The organism is Photobacterium sanguinicancri (assembly GCF_024346675.1).
In the GTDB taxonomy this organism is placed as follows: Bacteria; Pseudomonadota; Gammaproteobacteria; order Enterobacterales; family Vibrionaceae; genus Photobacterium; species Photobacterium sanguinicancri.
On record NZ_AP024851.1, the window covers coordinates 1,721,468 to 1,742,663 of the forward strand.

Below are 21,196 nucleotides of genomic sequence, written 5' to 3' on the forward strand. Positions count from 1 at the left end.
AGATTTCATGGAATGAAGTCTCTTATCAAAAATATGATTATGTCTAAGAGGTGTTCCATGAAATTTTCAATGGTTAAAACAGCAGGCGCAGTACTTGTTGCGGCAATGGCAATGAACGTGGCAGCGCAAGAACAAGAAGATATTAATTACGGTGACCCAACAGCATCGTTTTCAACTCTAGGGGTGAGTGCATCGAAAGATCATACCCAATTAAACGGCATGTATGGTTCTGGCTCAAATATTTTCCAATTAGACCTTGGAGTTAAAAATAAAACCGATGATAAAGGCAAGGGAGGCGATGTTAATTACCGTGGCCGTTATTTCCATGTTACCGATGGTCTTGGCTATTCAGTCGATGTTTTAGGTGGCCAAACCAATCTTCAGAATGGCGATAAATCGACAACAAACACAGTCCTAGCTGGTTTAATCTATAAATTCCAAGTCACGGATAATATCAGTGTATTCCCGATGGCAAGTGTAGGCTACACCCGTTCAGACAATGAACCAAAGAGCGGAGCTAGCTCAAAGTCTACCGATACCTTATACCAAGGTGGCATCTATGCAATGTATGGCTTTGATGAGGGGCACTGGGTTTATGTGAACCCGAAAGTGACGCATATGCGTAAAGCCAATGCCAATCTGGCTCAGGTTGAAGCCGGTGGTGGTTTTATGGTTGCCGAAAAGGTGAGTGTGGGGGCAAAAGTAGAGTACACAGCGAAGAATACCAAGCTGAACATGGATAAAGATGACACAGTGGCATGGCTACAAGCTAACTATTATTTCTAATTTCGAATAATTACGATAAAGCCGCGAGAGCAATGTATTTGCCTCGTGGTTTTTTGTGTTTTGATTTTTGAGGTAACGAGGAGATAAAAAGAGGCAATGTGAAACTGGATAAATCACTATCAGAGAGGGGGCGTTGGAGTTGTGTTATAGCCACTATTTAAAATGAGGTTTAAAACACTAAGGCGGAGATGCTTTAAAAGAGAATTATAATGGAGAAGGCAGATGAAAATTCTGTTTATACGGTGGAATAAAATAAACTTTACCACTCCACTTTATGGATCACTATAAAGGGAATGATACGTTATTTCAAAATGTATGTTCAATAAAATGATTGTCAGTTTGGCGAATTATAGACAGATCACTATTAATTGAATGTTTCACTGTAGTGCTATTTACAAACTTAAATTTATTAACCCAGGAGCAGAGAGGGATAAATCGTTAAGTGATTTAAAAGTAAGTAGAAAAGTTACCAATTAATTGATTATCTTTATTCAGTATTTTCCCTTTACCTGTATCTTCACAATATGAAAGTTGAAGATCAACGGTATCTACATTGCCGCGCATTAAAATATGACGTAATAAAATGTCACTATTTAATTGGTGGATTAATGCATTCCAAGAAATGTTACCTTTTAAAATATTAAAGTTTACTGTCATTTATTTACCTTTATTGTTGCATTGTTTTGAGTGATATCTTTACGGCTATTTTGAAACCAAAAGCGTTTACGGCCAATTGAACGAGACATAATTATCCTTGATGTATTATTAAAATAGGTTAATAAAACCTACATATAGTGAATTAATCGACAATTTTTAATTGAAGAAATAGATCTAATATAGCGAAGTTGACTACAACGAGGTGCGATATATAAAAGCAGATGATTGAGTGTTTCGACTGTATGGTGTTACGAAGTATGTGTTACTGAGGGTTTAGCTTTTAAAAGACGCAAATAGTAATGATACCATTTACGTCTTTTTGCTAATGGCTATAAAAAGCCATTACGTTATAACACTAAATTATAGTGCAACAACGTTTGCAGCTTGAAGACCTTTTTGGCCTTGCTCTACTTCAAAAGACACTTTTTGGCCTTCAGCAAGAGTTTTGAAACCTTCAGAAGCGATAGCACGGAAGTGAACGAATACGTCAGCGCCGCCGTTGTCTTGAGTAATGAAACCAAAACCTTTCTCTTCGTTAAACCATTTTACTAGACCAGTAGATTTAGCAGACATGTTATGCCCCTTATATTAAATTCATGAGATAATCGCAAAAAATGCGTGCACTGAAAGCTTGAATTATTGAATGTGACGATGAAGCTAAGGGAAACACTGAGGATAACAACAATAACGAAGAAATTCTAAGGTTTTACTTTTACTTGATGTTTCATTAATAACTCTGTGTAACAGAGCGAGATGAATCATACCTCAGTGCTCGATATTGTAAAGGCTTAATTTAATATTTTTTAAATTATTTTTTGGTAGTGGTATTGAGTGCCTTGTTACCCGCTCGCATTTTGGTGACTTCTATTGCGGTTCAGATGAATCGCCGATTCGGTTTCATCTGCTAGTTCTCGCTATATAAGTGGGATGACTCTTGCAGGCACTGTGGTCAACACCGTCCTCTTAATATGTAGGCCGACGTTGAAGGTTGTCTGCCATAATTTACGATATTAGCCATGTTAACAGTAAGGGTTATGGCTGTTTGGTGAGTAAAGTTGATGCTAAAAGCAGCAATTAGATGATTATCAGAAGTGTTAACCCTTTATCCGTAAGCTAAGTCACTAAATTTAAATAATTTTATGACTACACTGAATTTATGGAAGCTAACAGAGGGATATGCTTATGCCAATTCAACCTCTAGGCAGTGAAAAGCTGTATCGTGGTTCGGCACTCAACGGACTGGACGAGGAATGTAAGTCGACGAAAAATCTGACCCCACTAGACGAAATTGTGGGTCAAGAACGCGCGCAAAAAGCGGTCGAGTTCGCGATGTCGATTAAAGAAAAAGGCTATAACATTTATGCGATTGGGCGGAATGGTTTAGGCAAGCGCACCATGGTACTGCGTTATTTAAATCGTCATGAGCCTAATGGAAACGCAGTGCCTTTGTATGACTGGTGTTATGTCGCCAATTTTGATGATACCCGTATTCCTAAAGTGCTTAAATTACCTGCAGGCACGGGCGCTGAATTTAAAAAAGCCATTGAAAAACTGATGACGCGCTTGGTGAAAGCCATGCCGTTGGCTTTTGATAACGAGATGTACTATTCACGTGCTGAAACGCTTAAATCGCAATTAGCTAAAAAGCAAGAAAGTGCCTTGCTGACTTTAACAAACAAAGCTAAAACACAAAGTATTAGTTTAAGTTTAACCCCGCAAGGTGAATACCAACTGGTTGCTTTGAATGGGGAAGAGCCCCATACCGAAGAAAGCTTTGCGACGCTGACGGAAGCTGAACAGCAGCAATTTGAAGAAGCCATTGATAGCTTGGAAATAGAGCTACGTGGCATTGTGCGCAAGTTAACAGAGTGGGAAGAAACCTATTCAGACAAACTGCAAAAGCTTGACGAAGAGATTGCGCTAGAAGTGATTGCGCACGTGATCAAAGCGCTAAAAGATAAGTACAAGCACTTGCCGGAAGTTAAACAGTATTTATCAGCGATGCAGGCTGACATGCTGGATAACCTAGATATCTTCCTTGGTGAAAGCGAAGAGCAAGTTGCACTGGCTTACGCGGCACTAGAAAAGAAAATGCCGCGCCGCTACCAAGTGAATGTGTTGGTGAATCAAGACGATCACAAATTCCCCGTGGTAGTAGAAGAGAGCCCGAGTTATCACAGTATCTTTGGTTATGTTGAAAATGCCACTTATAAAGGCACTGTTTTCACTGACTTCTCGTTGATTCGCCCTGGTAGTCTGCACCGTGCTAACGGTGGTGTATTGATGATGGATGCGGTGAAGGTGCTTGAGCGTCCTTATGTATGGGATGGGTTAAAGCGTGCATTGCGAGCCAAAACCTTAAATTTGAGTTCATTAGAACGTGAAGTCACGTTATCAGGTGCTATCTCACTAGACCCAGAACCGATCCCTCTTGATGTGAAAATCATTTTGTTTGGCGACTACGAAACTTATCGTTTGCTACAACACTACGATCCTGAGTTTAGTGAACTGTTCCGTGTTACCGCTGATTTTGAAGATGAGATGACACGTACCGATGAATCGGAAGAACAGTACGCTCGCTTTATTTCTAGCATCGTCAATGACAACAATATGCTGCACTGCGACCGTAAAGCCATTGCTCGTATCATTGAATACAGCTCTCGTCAGGCAGATGATCAGAATAAGTTGTCGTTACATTCTGCTGATATTGCTAACTTGCTGCGTGAAACTAACTACGTCGCGAAAGCATCAAATGCAACCATGATCCGTGCCAATCACGTAGAGCAAGCACTGCAGAATCAAGAAATGCGGGTCAGCCGCTTGAAAGACCATGTAATGCAAAGCTTTGTGAATGGTACAACCTTGATGACCACCCAAGGTGACAAAGTTGGTCAGATCAATGCCCTGTCAGTGATATCAACCTCTGACTATCAATTTGGTGCTCCCAACCGAATTACTGCCACAACGGCTTACGGTGAAGGGCAAGTTTTTGATATTGAACGCAGTGTGGACTTAAGCGGTAACATCCACTCGAAAGGCGTGATGATTTTATCGGCTTATTTAGCTTCAGTGTTTGGTAAAACGGCCAAAATACCTCTGACGACTCACTTAACGTTCGAGCAATCTTACGGTGGCGTTGATGGTGACAGTGCAACCATGGCTGAACTGTGCGCGATTGTTTCGGCATTCTCGCAGCAACCGTTGCGACAAGATATTGCGATTACAGGGTCGATGAACCAGTTTGGTGAAGCGCAACCAATTGGTGGTGTTAACGAAAAAATCGAAGGCTTTTACGATGTTTGCGTGATTCAAGGGCGTGCTAATGGTCAGGGGGTGATCATTCCTCAATCTAATGCACATAACTTGATGCTAAGAAAAGATATTGTTGAAGCTGTTGAAAAAGGTGACTTCAATATTTGGGCTATCAGCCATGTCACAGAAGCGCTAGAGCTACTCACTGGTAAACCTGCTGATGAACAAGATGGCGACAACGGCTATTCAAGCCACAGCCTGTTTGGTTTGGCACAAGCGAAACTGAATGCGCTGCGACGTTAACAGTCGGCCTTAGTATCGCGTGTCATTGCACGCTTTGTTTGAGGCGAAAAGTGAGACAAAAAGAAGAGGCAGCCGAGTTCATATTGGGCTGCCTCTTTTATATTGTATTGCGGTTATTTCTTCTAATTTTGACTCTTGCTACTAAACTGGCTGACTCTTACTGCTAAACATGAGCACAGCTGCCAATGCGAGAAAGGCCGTCATCATCAAGAATACATCGTTGTAAGCCATGATGGCCGCGTCACGTTGCATGGTGGCCGCTAATGAGGCTTGGGCTTGTAGCATTGCCGTTGCGCTGTCGCTGCCTGCGTGCATAAATGCACTTGCTTGTTGCTGTAATTGATACCATGCATCGGTACTTACCGCGGGTAAGCTGGCTTTGATGTGTGCTAAATGCTCACGCGTTTTATTATCCAGCAAGGTTGCAATAATCGCGATGCTGAACGCCCCACCTAAGTTACGCATCACATTAGTGAGTGTTGACGCATCCGGTGTTTGTTCTTTGCTGATCCCCTGCATGGCAACCAGTGATAGTGGCACCATAATAAATGGGCTACCAATCGCACGTAATAGCATAGAGAAGATAAGCTGTTGACCGCCGTAGTCCACAGTCATGTGGGTATTTACAAAGCAACTGAGGCCAAACATCGCAAAGCCAAATGTCACCAGATACTTTGGCTTAATTATGGAGGTTAGCTTAGGAACTAACGGGAATATCAGTAACTGCGGGAACCCCATCCACATTAGAACACTGCCAATTTCCATCGCGTTGTATTGCTGTATTTGTGTTAAGTACAGCGGCAAGACATAAATTGAGCCGAGTAATGCCATCCCCAGAATCAAATAGGCAATACACGACATCGCAAAGTGCCGATTCGAGAGTAAGCGTAAATTCACCAGCGGCTTTTTGTGTTGGAGTTCGTTTATCACGAAATACACCAAGCTCACCCCTGAGATAATCGCTAAGGTAATAATGAAGGGCGAGCTAAACCATTCTTCCCGATTGCCCTCTTCTAACACAACTTCTAAACAGCCAAGACCCAGTGCCATAGTGATGATGCCAAGCCAGTCTGCTTTCAGTAAACGGCTTAAGTTGAGTGGTTCATCATCAAGGCCATAGCGCACCATGAAGATCATTAACATCGCGGGCGGAATATTGATGTAGAAAATGTAGTGCCATGAAAAGTTTTCGGTTAGCCAGCCACCCAGTGTTGGACCAATCGAAGGGGCAAAGGTAGCGGTGACACCGAACATCGCCATACCTATTGCGCGCTTTTGGATTGGCAGTAGTTGCACCACTAATGAAAAGGCCAGTGGGATTAAGGCCCCGCCACTAAAACCTTGCAGTGCGCGAAAGACAATCATTGAACTCATGTTCCATGAGATCGAGCACAACAGCGACGACAGGGTAAAAATCACTGTGGTCCAGGTTAAGTAACGGCGCTTGCCAAGTGCCATAGAAAGCCACCCACTTAATGGGATTGCAATCATCTCGGCGACTAGGTAAGAGGTCGAAATCCACGAACTTTCGTCCAGTGTTGCAGACAGCGCACCTTGGATGTCTTTGAGTGATGAGTTGGTGATCTGAATATCTAAGATCGCCATAAAAGCCCCCAATAGACCACCAATTAAGGCAATCCAATGGCGACGTGGCACTTCACTACTTGTTGGTGACGGCATAGGTGCAGATACCGCTTCGGTAACCGTACTCATGGCTTAGCCTCGGGTATCAACAGTAGCGACAACAGATAAACCTGGGATTAAAGCGCGCGTTAATTTTTCAGGCTGTGGGATAACGATCTTAACGGGAATACGCTGTACGATTTTAGTGAAATTGCCTGTTGCATTTTCTGGCGGTAACAGCGCAAATTTAGCACCTGTTGCTGGAGAAAAGCTGTCAATTACACCTTCAAAATGCTGATCGGGATACGCATCTAACGCAATATCAACTTTCTGACCTTGGTGCATTTTGCTGAGCTGCGTTTCTTTGAAGTTGGCTTCTATCCAGACTTGCTCTGTAGGTACTAGGCTCAATAGTGGCATCCCCGGCTGTACTAATAAGCCAACACGAACACTACGCTTACCGACAATACCGTCAACAGGAGCAAAAATGTGGGTGTAACTAACATTGAGTTGAGCTTGCTCTAGCTGCGCATCTGCTTCAGATAAGGCTGCAGTTGCTTGAACAATTTGGCTATCAATCACACCACGTTGGTCTTGCGCAGCTTGGTGGTTTGCTTGTGCTTCAGACAATTGGGCGCGAGTGACTTTTAGGTGTGACTGCATATCGTCGAGCTCATCCTGCGATGAGTAATTACGCTTTAGCAGACTACGGGTACGGGTTACTTGTTGCTGAGCTCGTTCGTATTCTGCTTGAGCCGATTCTATTTTACTGCTGGATTGACGGATCAAAGTTTGTTGCAGTTCGCGTTGCGCTTTTAGGTTAGTGATCGCAGCTTGGCTAACAGCAAAGTTTGCTTTGGCTTGATCAGCAGCAACTTGGTAATCGCGATCGTCAATGGTCGCAATTAAATCGCCCGCTTTGACCACTTGGTTGTCGGTCACGAAAGATTGGGTGATATAACCAGATACTTTTGGGCTAATGGTGGTGATTTCGCCTTGTAGGTAGGCGTTATCGGTGGATTCAAAATGGCGGCCGTACCCATACCAATAGCTGCCTCCAGCGATGCCGAGCGTAAGCATAATGACAGTGGCGATAAGTGGCGCTTTATTTTTTTTAGTTAGTGTCATTCGGTGTTTTTCTCACGTTTTGTATGGCTGTTTATTTGTAACCAAGTGTAAATGAGAATGATTGGTTGATTAGATAGGAAAAAAAGGAAACACTGTTGCAGAAATATAACTAATAGGGTGAGTGATGGATCTCAATAGTGCCGCTATGTTTGCTCAAGTGGTTGAATGTGGGAGTTTTACACAGGCAGCTGAAGCGCTTGATATGACTAAGTCGACGGTCAGTCGAAAAGTTGCTGATCTAGAAAAGCATTTAGGTGTGCGATTGATCACGCGTTCAACCCGGCAGCTAACATTAACCCAAGAAGGCGAGCGCTTTTATCAATCATGTATCCAAATGCTGGAGATCATGTCGCAAGCTGAGCTTGAAGTGACGGCAAGCCAAGACTTGATTCGTGGGCGGTTGAACATTGCGATGCCAGTCGAGCTTGGTCAAAAAGTGATGGGGAAATACATCAATGCCTTTTTGAAAGAGTACCCGAATGTCACTATCCACCTTGAATTGACCAATCGGGATGTCGACTTAATTGCCGAAGGGATCGATTTGTACGCGCAAGTCGGAGCGGTGAGTGATTCCAGCATGGTGGCGCGTCCTTTTCATCTCTCCCATCGGATTATTGTCGCCAGCCCTGAATACTTGGCACAGCATGACACCATTGAGCATCCAAGCGATTTGGTATCCCCCCATCATCAAGTGAAAGTCTCTAACGTGGTGAAATTGCCATATTGGGAGTTAACGCAAGATGAACAACAAGAAATCGTTAATCTGCCTTATCGTTTGCGGGTAAATACTATTACGTCGGCGTTATTGGCGGTGGTTGATGGCTTAGGTGTCGCGATGCTGCCTGAGTTTATTTGCCGTCCGCACTTGGAAGAGGGGCGGTTAGTGCAGATTTTACCTGATTGGCAGCTTCCTGCGGTACCTGTTAGTTTTGTTTACCCTCAGCGCCAATTGATCCCGAAGCGTCTTCGCGTGTTTATCGACTTTATGATTGATAATTTTAAGCAGCGATAAAAACGATGGGTGAAGTCTCTCCCTTGATGTCAGTATTCTTTACACTGCACTAATTGCTAATCAACTCTATGCTTATAAGGTGTTGATAGTGATAGAGTTAAATAATTGGCATTTGATTTGCTATTTACTTGAATAGTTTGGAATAACTTTCAAGGAATAACACATGAATAGCATTAAAGGTTTATTAATTGCGTCACTGTCTGCACTGAGTTTGAATGCACATGCAGGTTTGATGGGGGTTTCTGAAATTGTTATCAAAAACTCGATTAATAAGTGGATTCAAATCTCTGAGGTTCAAGCAACGGAAACGGGGACTGGGAACGATTTAGCCTTGTCTTCGGCGGGGGCGACAGCAACCGGTTCGGGTAATTGGTCTGCGACAAGTTCACCGGATAAAGCGATTGATGGTGCAGGTCCGCTGGATTATCCATTTATGTATCACTCTGATGGTAAAGGTCCATCTGAGTTCCTAAAAATTGTCCTTGGTAGCCCGAGTGAGTTGGATTCATTAAGCATTTTTGGTCGAACTGGCTGTTGTTCATCCCGTGATGTTTTTGATGTATATCTATATAACGACAAGCAAGAGTTGTTGTTTAGTGGCACAAAATACAGTGCGTATAACCCACAGCATATGGTGACAATCGATCTACCGGATACTGATATTCCTGAGCCAGCTTCTATTGGTTTAATGGTGCTGGGTCTGGCGGGGTTAGGTCTAGCTCGTCGTAAAAAAGCTTAGTGCTTACCTCTTTGAAATTATTCATGTTGAGAAAGTAATGGCATAAAAAACACACTACCTAGGTAGTGTGTTTTTCTGTTTTCGTATCATGCTTATCGCGGATGCTAAAGGCGGTAGAAACTTAATATTCCCAGCGTTTGAAGATCAGTGATGTATTGATGCCACCAAAAGCAAAGTTATTGCTCATTAGGTATTGGCAATCAATTTCACGGCCTTCACCTGTGATGTAATCAAGTTTGCCACATTGCTCATCAAGGTTATTGAGGTTCAATGTTGGGCTGAACCAGCCGCTGTTCATCATCTCAAGGCTTAACCAAGCTTCAATTGCGCCGCATGCACCTAGGGTATGACCAAAGTAACTTTTCAATGAGCTGATTGGTGCTTTGTCACCAAAGATATTGGCGGTAGCGTTACTTTCTGCAATATCACCTTTCTCGGTCGCTGTGCCGTGAGCAGATACGTAACCGATCACTTCAGGTGATAGGTTGGCATCTTTCAACGCCATTTCCATACAAAGTTGCATGGTTTCTTTTTGCGGTTGGGTTACGTGGGCTGCGTCGCAGTTGCTAGCAAAGCCAACTAGTTCCGCATAGATGGTTGCGCCACGGGCTACGGCATGTTCGTATTCTTCTAATACTAATGTACCGGCACCTTCACCAATGACTAAGCCATCGCGATCTGTGTCGTATGGGCTAGGGGTCTTTTTCGGTGAGTCATTCTTCAGGCTAGTCGCAAATAAGGTATCGAAAACCGCAGATTCAGTTGGACACAGTTCTTCTGCGCCGCCTGCTACCATCACGGTTTGGTAACCGTGCTTGATTGCTTCATAGGCATAACCAATAGCTTGGCTGCCAGACGTACATGCGCTGCTGGTTGGAATAACACGGCCACGTAAACCAAAGAATAAGCCCACGTTTACTGCTGTGGTGTGCGGCATCATTTGAACGTAAGTGGTTGCGGTAATGGCTTTGGTTGATTTCTCATTTAGCATGACACCAAAAGCACCAATGGCAGGTGTACTGCCTGTTGATGAACCGTAAGCAATACCCGTTTCACCGTTAGTTAATACGTCGTTACCGATCAAACCGCTCTGGATGAGGGCATTTTCAGTTGCCACGGTAGACAGCTTAGATACGCGTCCCATGCCACGAACTTGTTTGCGACCGTAGTGTTTAGGTAGCGTGAAATCGTCGATAGGCGCTGCAAGTTTGGTGTTTAGACCATCGTACTGTTCGTAGCTTGGCATGTACTGAGTCGCGTTTTCGCATGCACGTAATTTCGGTTCGATAGCCTGCCAGTCGTTACCAAATGCAGTAACACCAGACATACCTGTAACAACAACACGACGGCTCATATTAGGCCTCCATTCACTGAAATGACTTGGCGAGTTACGTAACCTGCTATGTCTGACATTAGGTAGCTAACTAGGCCCGCTACTTCTTCTGGTTCACCCATACGGCGAAGTGGTACTTGTGGTAAAGCGTGTTCTTTTACGTGTTCATCAACCATGCCAGTATCAATCAGGCCTGGTGCTACACAGTTAACGGTGATTTTACGTTTTGCTAGTTCTAACGCCAGTGACTTAGTCGCCCCGATCACGCCTGCTTTTGCAGCACTATAATTGGTTTGGCCACGGTTACCCATGATGCCTGAAACCGATGCAAGGGTAACAATTCGACCACCTTTACGTTTTTGTACCATAGGCATAACACACGGGTGCAAGACGTTATAAAAGCTGTCTAGGTTAGTGTGAATCACACCATCCCACTCTTCTTCTGTCATCGCTGGGAAAGCGGTATCGCGGGTAATACCTGCGTTGCTAACCACACCGTAATACGCACCATGTTCTGCAATATCGGCTTCAAGCACTTCACGACATTGCTGACGATCGCTGATATCGAATTGAAGAATACGACCCGAACCACCCGCGGTAGTGATATCGGACAGGGTGGCTTCTGCTCCAGCTTTGTCGCTCATGTAGTGCACTACAAGGGTGAAGCCGTCTTTAGCAAGCTGAGTCGCAACAGCGCGGCCAATGCCTTTACTTGCGCCTGTGACTAAAACATGTCGGGTCATTAATGGTTCCTATTTAACATTTGATCTAATTGTTGTTCTGTTGGTACGAAAGCATTGAGCTGGCTTTTTGCAATTACAGTGCCTTGGTGCTCAATACGGCAGGCAAAGGCTGCCATACCATTATTTTCCATTACTTTTTCAGCGAAAATGTCGAACACGTTATGTTCATCGAATTGTGAGTAATCACTGTCATAACGTCGACTGCCAAGTAAAAAACCAATGGGTGCACTTTGATTGTTACACCACGCTTGGTAGCCCGACCACCCCGCGACAGATTGGGCCATAAACTCGATGCCGACATAGCCTGGAATGCTACGTGTTTGCGAGTTGAAAAAAATATTCTCTTCGCGAATGGTGACTTGGCAATGGACATGTTCATCACCAACATCGATCAGTTCATCAACCAGCACCATTGGCGTATCGTGGGGCAATAATTGATGTAAGTGGGGGATTTTAGTCATAAACATATCCAAAAATAAGGCTGATATTGTTACCACCAAAGGCAAATGAATTGCTCAAAATGGCTTTATTGTTGAGTGCGGTATGTTGCCCTGCAAGTAGAATCGGCGCCAAACTATCAGCGCGTTCACCATCGTTAATTTGCTGAGGTATAGCAAGATTATACCGTAAAACGTGCCAGCATATTGCAGCTTCTACTGCACTGGCTGCACCCAGTGTATGGCCAGTAAAGGGTTTAGTTGAGCTTACCGGAACAAGTTCACCGAATACACGATGAATGGCTTTTGCTTCCATTTCATCATTCAGTGGCGTTGCTGTGCCATGGGCATTGATATAACCAATGTCTGATGGTGTTAATTGCGCATTGGTTAATGCTTTTTGCATGGCTTCTTCCGCACCATTACCTTCAGGGTGAGGCGCCGAGATATGATGAGCGTCAGAGCTGTCACCTGCGCCTAATAGCGCAATAGCGGGCATTTTTATATTTGTGTTTTTATCCGAGCTTGTATCCGGATTTGTATCAGAGCCTTCATCGACCATTGATGGTTTATCTTGGCTAAGCAACATAAACGCTGCAGCTTCACCAATATTGATGCCTTTTCGGTTGGCACTGAAGGGGTTACAGAGTTCGCTCGACAAAGCTTCCAAGCCATGGAAACCATTTAGAGTGAGTTTACAGAGCGAATCTGCACCGCCTACAATAACGGCATCAGCAAGGCCAGATTGTAATAATCGCTGGGCCGATAAAAATACACGGCCGCTGGATGAACAAGCTGTCGATACGGTATATGTTGGGCCTTGGATCTGGAAAAAGTCGGCAATGAATTCACTCAAGTTACCCAGCTCTTGCTGGTGGTAGTGAAATTCAGAGGGAAACTCGCCGTCATTCGCTTGGGCTTTTAAAGCGGTTTCACCATCGGCAATACCTGAGGTACTGCTTCCTACCACCACCGCAATACGATCTGAACCGTACTGAGTAATGGCGTGCGCTACACTCGGTGCCATCTGAGCTAATGCAGATTGCGCTAATCGATTATTGTAAGTATCGAACGCTTTTAATGCTGCTGGTAGAGCGGGTAAGTCTGCGGTGACTTTGCCGATCACCGTTGCTGTGCCGTCGTTCAGCATATCATTACAGATCTGCATATCAGGGCTATGCCCTTGAGCAAGTCGAGCATGAATATCGTTATGCTCTAAACCCAGCGCAGAGTGAAAACCACAACTGTGAATATAGAGTGGTGTGGCTGCTGAGGCTGTTTGATTCATCGTGTTACACCGCGTTGTTGTTCGTGATACCTAGCTGTTAGGCTTGTTGTTATACATCGTCATATTAAACGGTTGCTTAAAGTGCTTACTTAAAGCGGCTGCTGAGTATGGTTTAGTGTTTTTATGGTGATGGTGTAACCCAATTGGTGGTTACTAAATGTAATGGTGCCATCTAAATAAGAGCGTGATGGATCCCTTGCTGTTTGAGCTGGCGCAACGGGTGTTTCGTTTGACTGATAGTGAATATCGGCCACTAAGTTACCTTTATTATCGAACAGCTGACGCTGCTGGTTAGACTCGGTGAGCTGCCAACCAATTTGGGCTAAATGCGGTTGCCAGCTCTCGATTGGCCATAAGGTGATCATCAGGTTAAACAATACTTGCTCTGGTTTCGGTAACGTCGTTTCAAGCCCTGTAAGTACACTCGCTTCGATAATTTGATCTTGGTATGACAGCGTTAAGATACGTGCCCCCCATGACGAGAATCCTGCAAGCGCGACTTTATTTTGGTCGACTTCTAACTGCACGGGGAGTTGTTGTTGCTGTTTTTGTTCTGCCGGCTCTCCCCACTGTGCACTGATGAGTTGGCTCGCGGTTAAACGGTAACCCAGATCTTCTGGCGTTGGGATGGTCACCGACACCTTGGGTGCTATTTCGATCAAGTTGGCTTGCTGTTGCATTGGCTGTGAGCTACAACCCGTTAATGCATTTAGGAGCAAACCCGCGCAAAGTGCGGTAGAGAAAGGTTTGATAGCCTTAGATAACATTATGCTTTGTGCTCCTTAGTCGAAGAGGTATGTGATGAGCTTGCCATTGACAAGGGTGCGAGTAACCACGCGACCATGATACCTGTGAGTACTGTGATACCGAAGCTGTGAATCGCTTGGGTTTGGCTTAATGCGAGCAAACCAAACGATAACAGCGTCGTCATGGCAGAAAGGGTAATTGACAATAGAGTGGCATCCGCTTGATGCTGTTCGGCAAAGAACAAAGTGTAATCTATGCCGATCCCTAAAATCAGAATCAATGCCAGTAAGTTAAATAAGTTAAGTGGCACGCCTGTTAAACTTGTTACCCCTATCCCCACTATTCCCGCGATTACCGGTGGTAACATCAGACGCACTGCGCGGGTAAAGCCGTAGCGCCACCAAAGCACGCCCATGATCACCAAACTAGCAGCAATCAAGAGTTCGGTTACCCGTACACGGTACTCGCCAAAGAGAGATGAGACTTCATCGGCTTTATTGAGGTAACTAACGGTATTTGAGTGTTCGGCGAAATCAACAATAGGCCCAATATCGGAAACATCACTCAGCATGATAATAGCGGCTTGTTGCTGATTGGCTAATTTACCTAACCATAAGAAACGGAGCGGCTCAGACACTGGCGAATGGATGAATTGCTCAACTGTTAATGGGCTAAAGTCATGATCAAACGTAGCTTGCCCTGCTGTCGGTAGTGCTTGAGCAAGCGCAGTAGCTTGTTGTTGGTAAAGCTGCTTAATCAAATCATAATTTTGCTGCTGGGTGTTTTCTGACGGCAGGTATTGGCTAATACTCTGAAAGCCCTTTAAGACACCTTGTTGCTTAAATTTGGTGAGCGTGCCAGAAACCGACTCTAGGTTTTGTAACAACTGCTGCTGATCGTTGGCTGTCACAACTAACATTTGCTGGCTACTGCTTAGCCCCGTGATGGCTTTAATGGTGTCTTCTTGTTGTTTTAAATCTTGTGGTAGTGCTTGTAGCTGGCGAATATCATCGTTGTATTCAACATGATAAAGGCCAACGAGAGCAAGGCTGAGCAAAGCAGCGGGCATACACTTTCTAAATAGTGGCTGTTGCCATAGGGCTAACCACGCGTGCATCGTCTGAGTTAATGGCAGTGGTCGGGATTGACTCGGTTTAGCGGCTAAGACGGGATACCAGCACACTACGGTTGCATAGGCTGCAATTAGGCCAATGGCTGAGAAAAGTGATAACTGCTGTAGCCCTGGAAAGGGCGCAATCAACATGCCAAGGTAACCAATTAGGCTGGTAATCAGTCCCAGCGTAATGGCAGTAAAAATCTGTTTTAAGCCTTTATTCGCATTCCAACGTTCACCAGCGGCAAGGCGATCGGTTAAAAAGTGGAACGCGTAGTCGATAGAAACGCCGATTAAGCTAGCGCCAAAGACAAGGCTGAATAGGTGCACCTTACCAAAAATCGCCACGGTGCCGACGAACGCGGCAAGCAAACCACAACCAATCGATAACAGTGCTAATGCCAACGGCAATGGGCTGCGATACACCAGTAATAGCAATAAAATTACGCCGACTAGCGAGCCAACCCCGATGGTACTGATTTCACTTTTGGCACTTTCTGTACCGTGTTCTGCATAGAAAACAACGCCTGTATGCAGTAACTCAATATCAAAAGTATCGCGTATGCCTTGTTCTATATTCAATAGTTCAGGCAATTGTTGTTGTAAGCGATAACTGTAAGGTGAATCGGCTAAATCCGCGCTGATCAACACATACTGCTTGCCTTGATATTTCGTCGTAAGGTAACCGTTGCTTAACGAGAAGTTGCCAGTTTGCTTGGTGAGTTGGCTTAAGTAATCACGAAATAACAAGAAAGGATCGCTGGCTAATTCTTGGCCAGTGACACCTGAAAATGGATTATAGAGCGATTGAATCACGAACTGTGTTTGTTGCTCAGGGTGCTGTGTTAACCGTGTTTTTTGTTCTGTCGTTAACAGTTGAAAGCGGTTCGGGAAATACAACTCACCCCATGCCTGTTGCGTGTCCACGGGCACTTTAGCGGTGATTTTGGCAAATAAAGGCGAGGTTTGTAATTCGCTGTCAAAGGCATCAGCCGCGGCTAACATTTGGTCTGCATCATTACTGCCAATCAAGAAAATGACTTTGTTGCTCATGCTATTGGCAACGTGATCAAAGGCTTGCTGGGCAATAGGATCTTGGCGGTTTTCAGGTAGTAACGCCAGTATGTTGGTCTCGATAGGGTTACTACGCTGGAAAAAAAGCTGTTGCCCTAATGCAACAGCCAATAACAGCATGACACACAGCCAAGCGAGTGCCAGTTTAGAGTTGGAAAGCACGTTGTTCTTCTGCACTTAATGCCGCCGGCGTTGTACGTTGATGAGAAAAATCGATCAGGGTGTTATCACCGCGAACTTCATTAAGGCGAAGCTGATTGATGTGTTGATCGCCATTAATGGTGATATCGCGAAAAACTGCGTTGAGCGGGGCTGATGTTGGCACTAATACCAATTGCCATCCGTTGCCTTGTTCGCTCAATGTGAGGTCAAACTGCTCCATCAATTGGGTGGTATCACCTTTGAACAATGATAAAAAGACATGACTGAAGTAAAACACCATAGGGTTATCACTGGCAGACATAACCTGCGCGGGCTGATCGCCAAACTGTTGGCTGAGTTTGTCCGCGGTGAGCGTGAGCTTCACTGGAAATGGTGCGGTCTGTTGCCACAATAATCCTTGCTGCTGAGTTAGCAAAAACTGCCCTTGAGAGATCAGCGGTTGGCTGAACATTTCCATGGTGCGAGTTTGGGTAAAATCACCGCGCACCAAGCGATGCTCTGCTAACTGTTGTTGCAGTTCCGACAGTGTGATTGTCTGCGCCTTAGCTACTTGACCACTAGCTACTTGAGCATTGTCTACTTGATCATCAGCTGCTTGGACATTGGCTGTAAGGGCGAATAAACCCATACAGCCTAAAAGGTAGATCGGAGCAAGCTTACGCTTACTGATCTGTCCTGTCTTATTACTCAGTTTTACCAGCATGGTAAGCCTCAACTTTGTCGGTAAACACAGTCGGCGAGACATAACACATATCTCCACCGTCGATGTGTACTGCGACTTGCATCGTGTGTGCTTTGGTTAAACGTTGCCCGCTATCAAGGTCGAAAATAACGTAATCGACCCGTAATCGGTTTTCCCACTCAGTCAGCGTCGCGGTGACGCGAATCGCATGGTTGAAGGGTAATGGTTTAACGTACTTAACGCGGGTGTCGATGATCGGCCACACATAGCCAGAAGCCTGCATTTCCCGATAGCTATAGCCAATTTTCGCCATCAGAGCATGGCGTGCCTCTTCAAAATAGCGGAAGTAATTACCGTGGTAGATTACACCCATTGGATCTGCGTCTTGAAAGGAGGTGACAATCGTCACCTCGGCAGTCAAGGGCTGTACAATCTTGGTCATCGACAGCGTCCTTTAAAATTAATATAGCGACCAGTGTTGTTGCTGGATCATCGCAATAAACTTACGTAAGTCACCTTCTAGCGGGCGATCCTCAATCACGGGTTCAAAATCATTCAACACTGCAGCCGCCATCGCTTTTAGTGCTGGGCTGAAGTGATTGTCATCTAACTCGTTATGTTTTTTACGCAGCTCAAGCGCTTGAGTTGCTGCTAATAGCGAGGCCGCTGCAACTTGTTCGGTGAGTTGCAGTACGCGTAGGCAGTCACGTGAAGCAATGGTGCCCATGCTGACTTTATCTTGGTTGTGGCACTCGGTTGAACGAGAGAACACACTCGCAGGCATGGTGTGTTTCAATGCTTCTGCTGTCCATGCTGAAATACCAATCTGTACCGCTTTGAAGCCATGATTAATTGGCTTACGTTCGCCTTCTGCACCCGTTAGGTTAAACGGTAAGCCATTGTTGAACTTGTAATCCATTAACTGTGCCATTTGGCGATCAAGCAGATCGGCAAGGTTCGCGACAGCTGTTTTCAGTGTATCCATTGCCATCGCAATATGGCCACCGTAGAAGTGTCCACCGTGCAGTACGCGCTCGTTGTCACCATCAATGATTGGGTTATCGTTCGCACTATTAAGTTCGTTTTCGATCATCTGGCGTAGCCAAGGTAGGCTGTCTTGCAGCACACCAATAACGTGTGGTGCGCAACGCAGTGAGTAACGATCTTGTAGGCGGTCACTGTTACGAGGTGGGCGCTCTGATTGTAGATCCGAACGTAACCACGATGCGATCTGCTGCTGACCTGGGTGAGGTTTTACGGCGAATAATGCTTCATCAAAGTGGAAGTCATTACCGTGCATGCCTACAGAAACCATTGCAGTAATACGCGTCGACAACTGCGCCAGATATTCTGCACGTTTATAGGCAATACAAGCCAATGCCGTCATTACCGAGGTGCCGTTCATCAATGCTAAACCTTCTTTGGGCTTTAGCTTGATAGGGTTGATACCTAACTCTTTGAAGACTTCGGCGGTTGGGCGAATTTCACCTTTGTATAAGACTTCGCGCTCACCAATGAGTGCAGCAGCAAGGTAAGACAGTGGCGTTAAGTCGCCACTTGCGCCAACAGAACCTTCTTGTGGAATACGCGGCGCGATGTCTTTGTTAACCAAAGTCACGATTTGATTAAGTAGGTCGTGACTAACACCAGAAACACCTTGTGCAAGCGAACACAAGCGAGTGGCTAATACGGCGCGTGCTTGTTGTTTATCTAAGTCTTCGCCTAAACCACAGCCGTGAAAACGAGTTAGATTGAGCGGTAATTCATCGACTAAATCAGTCGGTATCGCAACAGTACATGAATCACCGTAGCCCGTTGTTACACCGTAAATCACCCCTTCTTCTTTGAGCAATCGCTCCAGAAAAGCGACACCGCGGTCAATCTTGTCATTAAAAGCAGCAGAGTTGTTGAGTTCTGCGTTTGCGCCATTAGAGATCGCAACCACGTCTTCAATCGTTAAGCGCTCTGCGCCAAAGGTTATTGTCTTATTCATAAAATTTAGTCTTTTTTATTACTTAACTGCCAAAAGTTGAAAAAGTTGTACCATTGAAGCGGTGCTTTCATTGTGTAGTGCTCAAGTCGCTCGGCATAGCGAGTAACGGCACTTTGTAATGCTTCGGTACGGTTTTTTCGTGGCAGCGTCAGCTGTTTAGAAAATAGTTCAAAATACACGTCGAAATGGGGTGTTGCTTGCTGTTCGTCTCGTAAACCAAACAGGAGGTAAACTGGGGCTTTTAACACGCTTGCAAGCATGAACGGCCCTTGTGGGAAGGGGGCGGGTTTGCCTAAAAAGTCGGCCCAGATTGAGCGTTGTTCTTTGGTGACCGATGTGCGATCGCCCACAATCACGACCCACTCACCTTGTTCGAGTTTTTGTTGTAATAATATGGCAGTATCTGGCCCCAGAGAGCTGACTTGAATTAAGTTCAGTTCTGAATCTGGGTTGACTGCTTTCATTACTGAGTTAAAGCGTTCTGCGTGTTCAGTAAACACTAACGCGTTAATTTTAATGCTTTTATAATCACGGCTCAGTGCGCGACATAATTCTAAGTTGCCCAAATGTGAGCCTAGAATGATAATCCCTTGTTTACTTTCAGTCAGTTCCGCAAGGTGCTCACTACCATGTAAGGTGATGTTTTGGGTACTTAAATCCCCACGCCATCCCGCCAGTTTATCAAGCATGGTATGACCAAACGATAACAGGTGTTGGTAGCTGTTAAAGGGCGTTGGTAATGGCTGATTATTATCGTGAGCATATTGGCTCACTTGTGCCAAAAAGTGTTCAGACTCTTTACGAGCACTTGCACCTATGAGGTAGTAGTAACCAATCACAGCCTTGAGTAAAGCTGCAAATACACGACGACCAAAGATTGAATACACCCACATCAGCAGTTTGATGCCAATCACGGTGCCGCGCTCTTTTTGCTTAGACCAATGGATATTTGTGGTTGTCTCTTGATCCTTGAGTAAGGCTTTTTTCTGTTTATTGCGCTTTAGTAACCGTGGGATGCGTGGCAGCATGCCAAAGAATAAACGCGTGTGCATCGCACTAATTTTTACGTTGTCCCACAGGACGTCGAAATGTGATAAGCCGTCTTCTGGGTAAATTACCTTGGTCTCGACAAAACGAATATCACAGCCATCCCAGTACATACGAACTAAGATTTCAGTGTCGAAATCCATCCGCTGACCGATAGTGTTACGTGACAATACTTTGATGGTTGGCCCGATAGGATAAGCACGAAAGCCACACATGCTGTCTTTAATACTCATCGACAATGTTTCTATCCAGACCCAAACATGGGTGGCGTAACGGCCATATAACCGAGATTTCGGTACCGATTCATCGTATACCGGGCAACCTGAAATAACCGCCGTCGGATGAGAATGTGCTTCATCAATAAGTTTAGGTAAGGCATCCAGATCGTGCTGACCATCAGCATCTATTTGAATCGCATGGCTAAAGCTTTGACGAAACGCTTCTTCAAACCCCGCAATAACAGCCCCGCCTTTGCCTTGGTTGTTCGCTAACGTGATGACAGTGACAAGGGCTCGCTGGGCCTGTTCTGCCAAAATCGTTTGAGTTTCATCATTGCTGCCATCATCAACAATGATCACGGGGTAACCATATTTCGCTAATGCATCGACAACCGCAGGAACGGTTTTGCCATGGTTATAGCAGGGGATCAGAAAGCAAGGGCGGAAAGTCGTCATGCTTTAATACCCTAACTTAATGCGGCCTGATGAGTGTGTACCTGCGTCAGACAGGTAGCTGAAGTACAACTTTTGCTTATCTTCAACCCATTCCAGTTTGAGTGTTATCACCATGTCTGGGGTGATAGGCTCTTGGAACTTAATCACTTCCATCCCTGCAAACTTAGGGGCAGCTTGTAATAGTTGCTGACCGTAGTAGGTTGCCCAATCAATCTGACTTACACCCGGAAGAAGAGGAAACTGCGCAAAGTGGCCGGTAAAGTCGAGAATATCCGCATCGACACGTAGCGTTAACGTCGCATGATGATCGGTGATCGCTTGCTCGATGATGGTTGGCTTTCGTTTTGTCATTGTTATTTATCGCTGCTTTATTACGTGGTTGCTTACTGAGTGTAGCGGGTA

Annotated in this window: 19 protein-coding genes; 4 read left to right on the forward strand and 15 right to left on the reverse strand. The window is 45.0% G+C overall.

Features of this window, described 5'->3' with window-relative positions; translation table 11 throughout:
- Positions 1-57 precede the first annotated feature (57 nt).
- The gene (locus tag OCU87_RS24465) at positions 58-786 is read left to right on the forward strand and encodes a hypothetical protein (RefSeq protein ID WP_206422929.1); all 729 of its coding nucleotides are present in this window, start codon (positions 58-60) and stop codon (positions 784-786) included.
- A gap of 447 nt (positions 787-1,233) precedes the next feature.
- Here the strand turns inward: OCU87_RS24465 and OCU87_RS24470 are convergent, their stop codons facing one another.
- Together OCU87_RS24470 and cspE are read right to left on the reverse strand one after the other, a co-directional pair.
- Positions 1,234-1,443 (reverse strand): hypothetical protein, encoded by a 210-nt coding sequence (locus tag OCU87_RS24470; protein ID WP_062692103.1) that lies wholly within the window; start codon positions 1,441-1,443, stop codon positions 1,234-1,236.
- Positions 1,444-1,803: 360 nt separating this feature from the next.
- On the reverse strand, positions 1,804-2,016 hold the full coding sequence (cspE, locus tag OCU87_RS24475) for a transcription antiterminator/RNA stability regulator CspE (protein ID WP_048897328.1): 213 nt from the start codon (positions 2,014-2,016) through the stop codon (positions 1,804-1,806).
- A gap of 609 nt (positions 2,017-2,625) precedes the next feature.
- On the opposite strand from cspE, the gene OCU87_RS24480 reads away from it, so the two are divergent.
- On the forward strand, positions 2,626-4,998 hold the full coding sequence (locus OCU87_RS24480) for a Lon protease family protein (protein WP_062692101.1): 2,373 nt from the start codon (positions 2,626-2,628) through the stop codon (positions 4,996-4,998).
- A gap of 141 nt (positions 4,999-5,139) precedes the next feature.
- Here OCU87_RS24480 and OCU87_RS24485 read toward each other — a convergent pair whose 3' ends face one another.
- Positions 5,140-6,678: a DHA2 family efflux MFS transporter permease subunit gene (locus OCU87_RS24485; RefSeq protein WP_157072713.1), complete on the reverse strand. Its 1,539-nt coding sequence runs from the start codon at positions 6,676-6,678 to the stop codon at positions 5,140-5,142.
- Between the two features lie 36 nt (positions 6,679-6,714).
- Positions 6,715-7,749, reverse strand: coding sequence for an HlyD family secretion protein (locus OCU87_RS24490; RefSeq protein ID WP_261858820.1), 1,035 nt, complete (start codon positions 7,747-7,749; stop codon positions 6,715-6,717).
- 124 nt (positions 7,750-7,873) lie between these two features.
- On the opposite strand from OCU87_RS24490, the gene OCU87_RS24495 reads away from it, so the two are divergent.
- Positions 7,874-8,761: a LysR family transcriptional regulator gene (locus OCU87_RS24495; protein WP_062692096.1), complete on the forward strand. Its 888-nt coding sequence runs from the start codon at positions 7,874-7,876 to the stop codon at positions 8,759-8,761.
- A 163-nt stretch (positions 8,762-8,924) separates the two neighbouring features.
- Positions 8,925-9,500, forward strand: a complete 576-nt coding sequence (locus OCU87_RS24500) for a PEP-CTERM sorting domain-containing protein (RefSeq protein ID WP_062692094.1) — start codon at positions 8,925-8,927, stop codon at positions 9,498-9,500.
- Positions 9,501-9,621: 121 nt separating this feature from the next.
- Here OCU87_RS24500 and OCU87_RS24505 read toward each other — a convergent pair whose 3' ends face one another.
- The 11 genes from OCU87_RS24505 to OCU87_RS24555 form a co-directional block, all read right to left on the reverse strand.
- On the reverse strand, positions 9,622-10,854 hold the full coding sequence (locus OCU87_RS24505; RefSeq protein ID WP_261858821.1) for a beta-ketoacyl-ACP synthase: 1,233 nt from the start codon (positions 10,852-10,854) through the stop codon (positions 9,622-9,624).
- Complete coding sequence (locus tag OCU87_RS24510) at positions 10,851-11,576, reverse strand: 3-ketoacyl-ACP reductase FabG2 (RefSeq protein WP_062692092.1); 726 nt, start codon at positions 11,574-11,576, stop codon at positions 10,851-10,853. The genes OCU87_RS24505 and OCU87_RS24510 overlap by 4 nt, the downstream gene beginning before the upstream one ends.
- A complete protein-coding gene (locus OCU87_RS24515; RefSeq protein ID WP_261858822.1) occupies positions 11,576-12,037 on the reverse strand; it encodes a hotdog family protein in 462 nt (153 codons plus the stop codon). Before OCU87_RS24515 ends, OCU87_RS24510 begins: the two co-directional genes overlap by 1 nt.
- The gene (locus tag OCU87_RS24520) at positions 12,030-13,301 is read right to left on the reverse strand and encodes a beta-ketoacyl-[acyl-carrier-protein] synthase family protein (protein WP_261858823.1); all 1,272 of its coding nucleotides are present in this window, start codon (positions 13,299-13,301) and stop codon (positions 12,030-12,032) included. The genes OCU87_RS24515 and OCU87_RS24520 overlap by 8 nt, the downstream gene beginning before the upstream one ends.
- A gap of 89 nt (positions 13,302-13,390) precedes the next feature.
- A complete protein-coding gene (locus OCU87_RS24525; protein WP_261858824.1) occupies positions 13,391-14,068 on the reverse strand; it encodes a DUF3261 domain-containing protein in 678 nt (225 codons plus the stop codon).
- Positions 14,068-16,356, reverse strand: coding sequence for an MMPL family transporter (locus OCU87_RS24530; protein WP_390961510.1), 2,289 nt, complete (start codon positions 16,354-16,356; stop codon positions 14,068-14,070). Before OCU87_RS24530 ends, OCU87_RS24525 begins: the two co-directional genes overlap by 1 nt.
- Before the next feature lie 25 nt (positions 16,357-16,381).
- Positions 16,382-17,101: an outer membrane lipoprotein carrier protein LolA gene (locus OCU87_RS24535; RefSeq protein ID WP_261858825.1), complete on the reverse strand. Its 720-nt coding sequence runs from the start codon at positions 17,099-17,101 to the stop codon at positions 16,382-16,384.
- Positions 17,082-17,522, reverse strand: a complete 441-nt coding sequence (locus OCU87_RS24540) for an acyl-CoA thioesterase (protein ID WP_261858826.1) — start codon at positions 17,520-17,522, stop codon at positions 17,082-17,084. Before OCU87_RS24540 ends, OCU87_RS24535 begins: the two co-directional genes overlap by 20 nt.
- Positions 17,523-17,540: 18 nt before the next feature.
- Positions 17,541-19,073: an HAL/PAL/TAL family ammonia-lyase gene (locus tag OCU87_RS24545; RefSeq protein WP_261858827.1), complete on the reverse strand. Its 1,533-nt coding sequence runs from the start codon at positions 19,071-19,073 to the stop codon at positions 17,541-17,543.
- A gap of 5 nt (positions 19,074-19,078) precedes the next feature.
- Entirely contained in the window at positions 19,079-20,794 is a 1,716-nt protein-coding gene (locus OCU87_RS24550; protein WP_062692078.1) for a glycosyltransferase family 2 protein, read from the reverse strand.
- Positions 20,795-20,797: 3 nt separating this feature from the next.
- The gene (locus tag OCU87_RS24555) at positions 20,798-21,145 is read right to left on the reverse strand and encodes an ApeI family dehydratase (RefSeq protein ID WP_062692075.1); all 348 of its coding nucleotides are present in this window, start codon (positions 21,143-21,145) and stop codon (positions 20,798-20,800) included.
- Between the last annotated feature and the right edge of the window lie 51 nt (positions 21,146-21,196).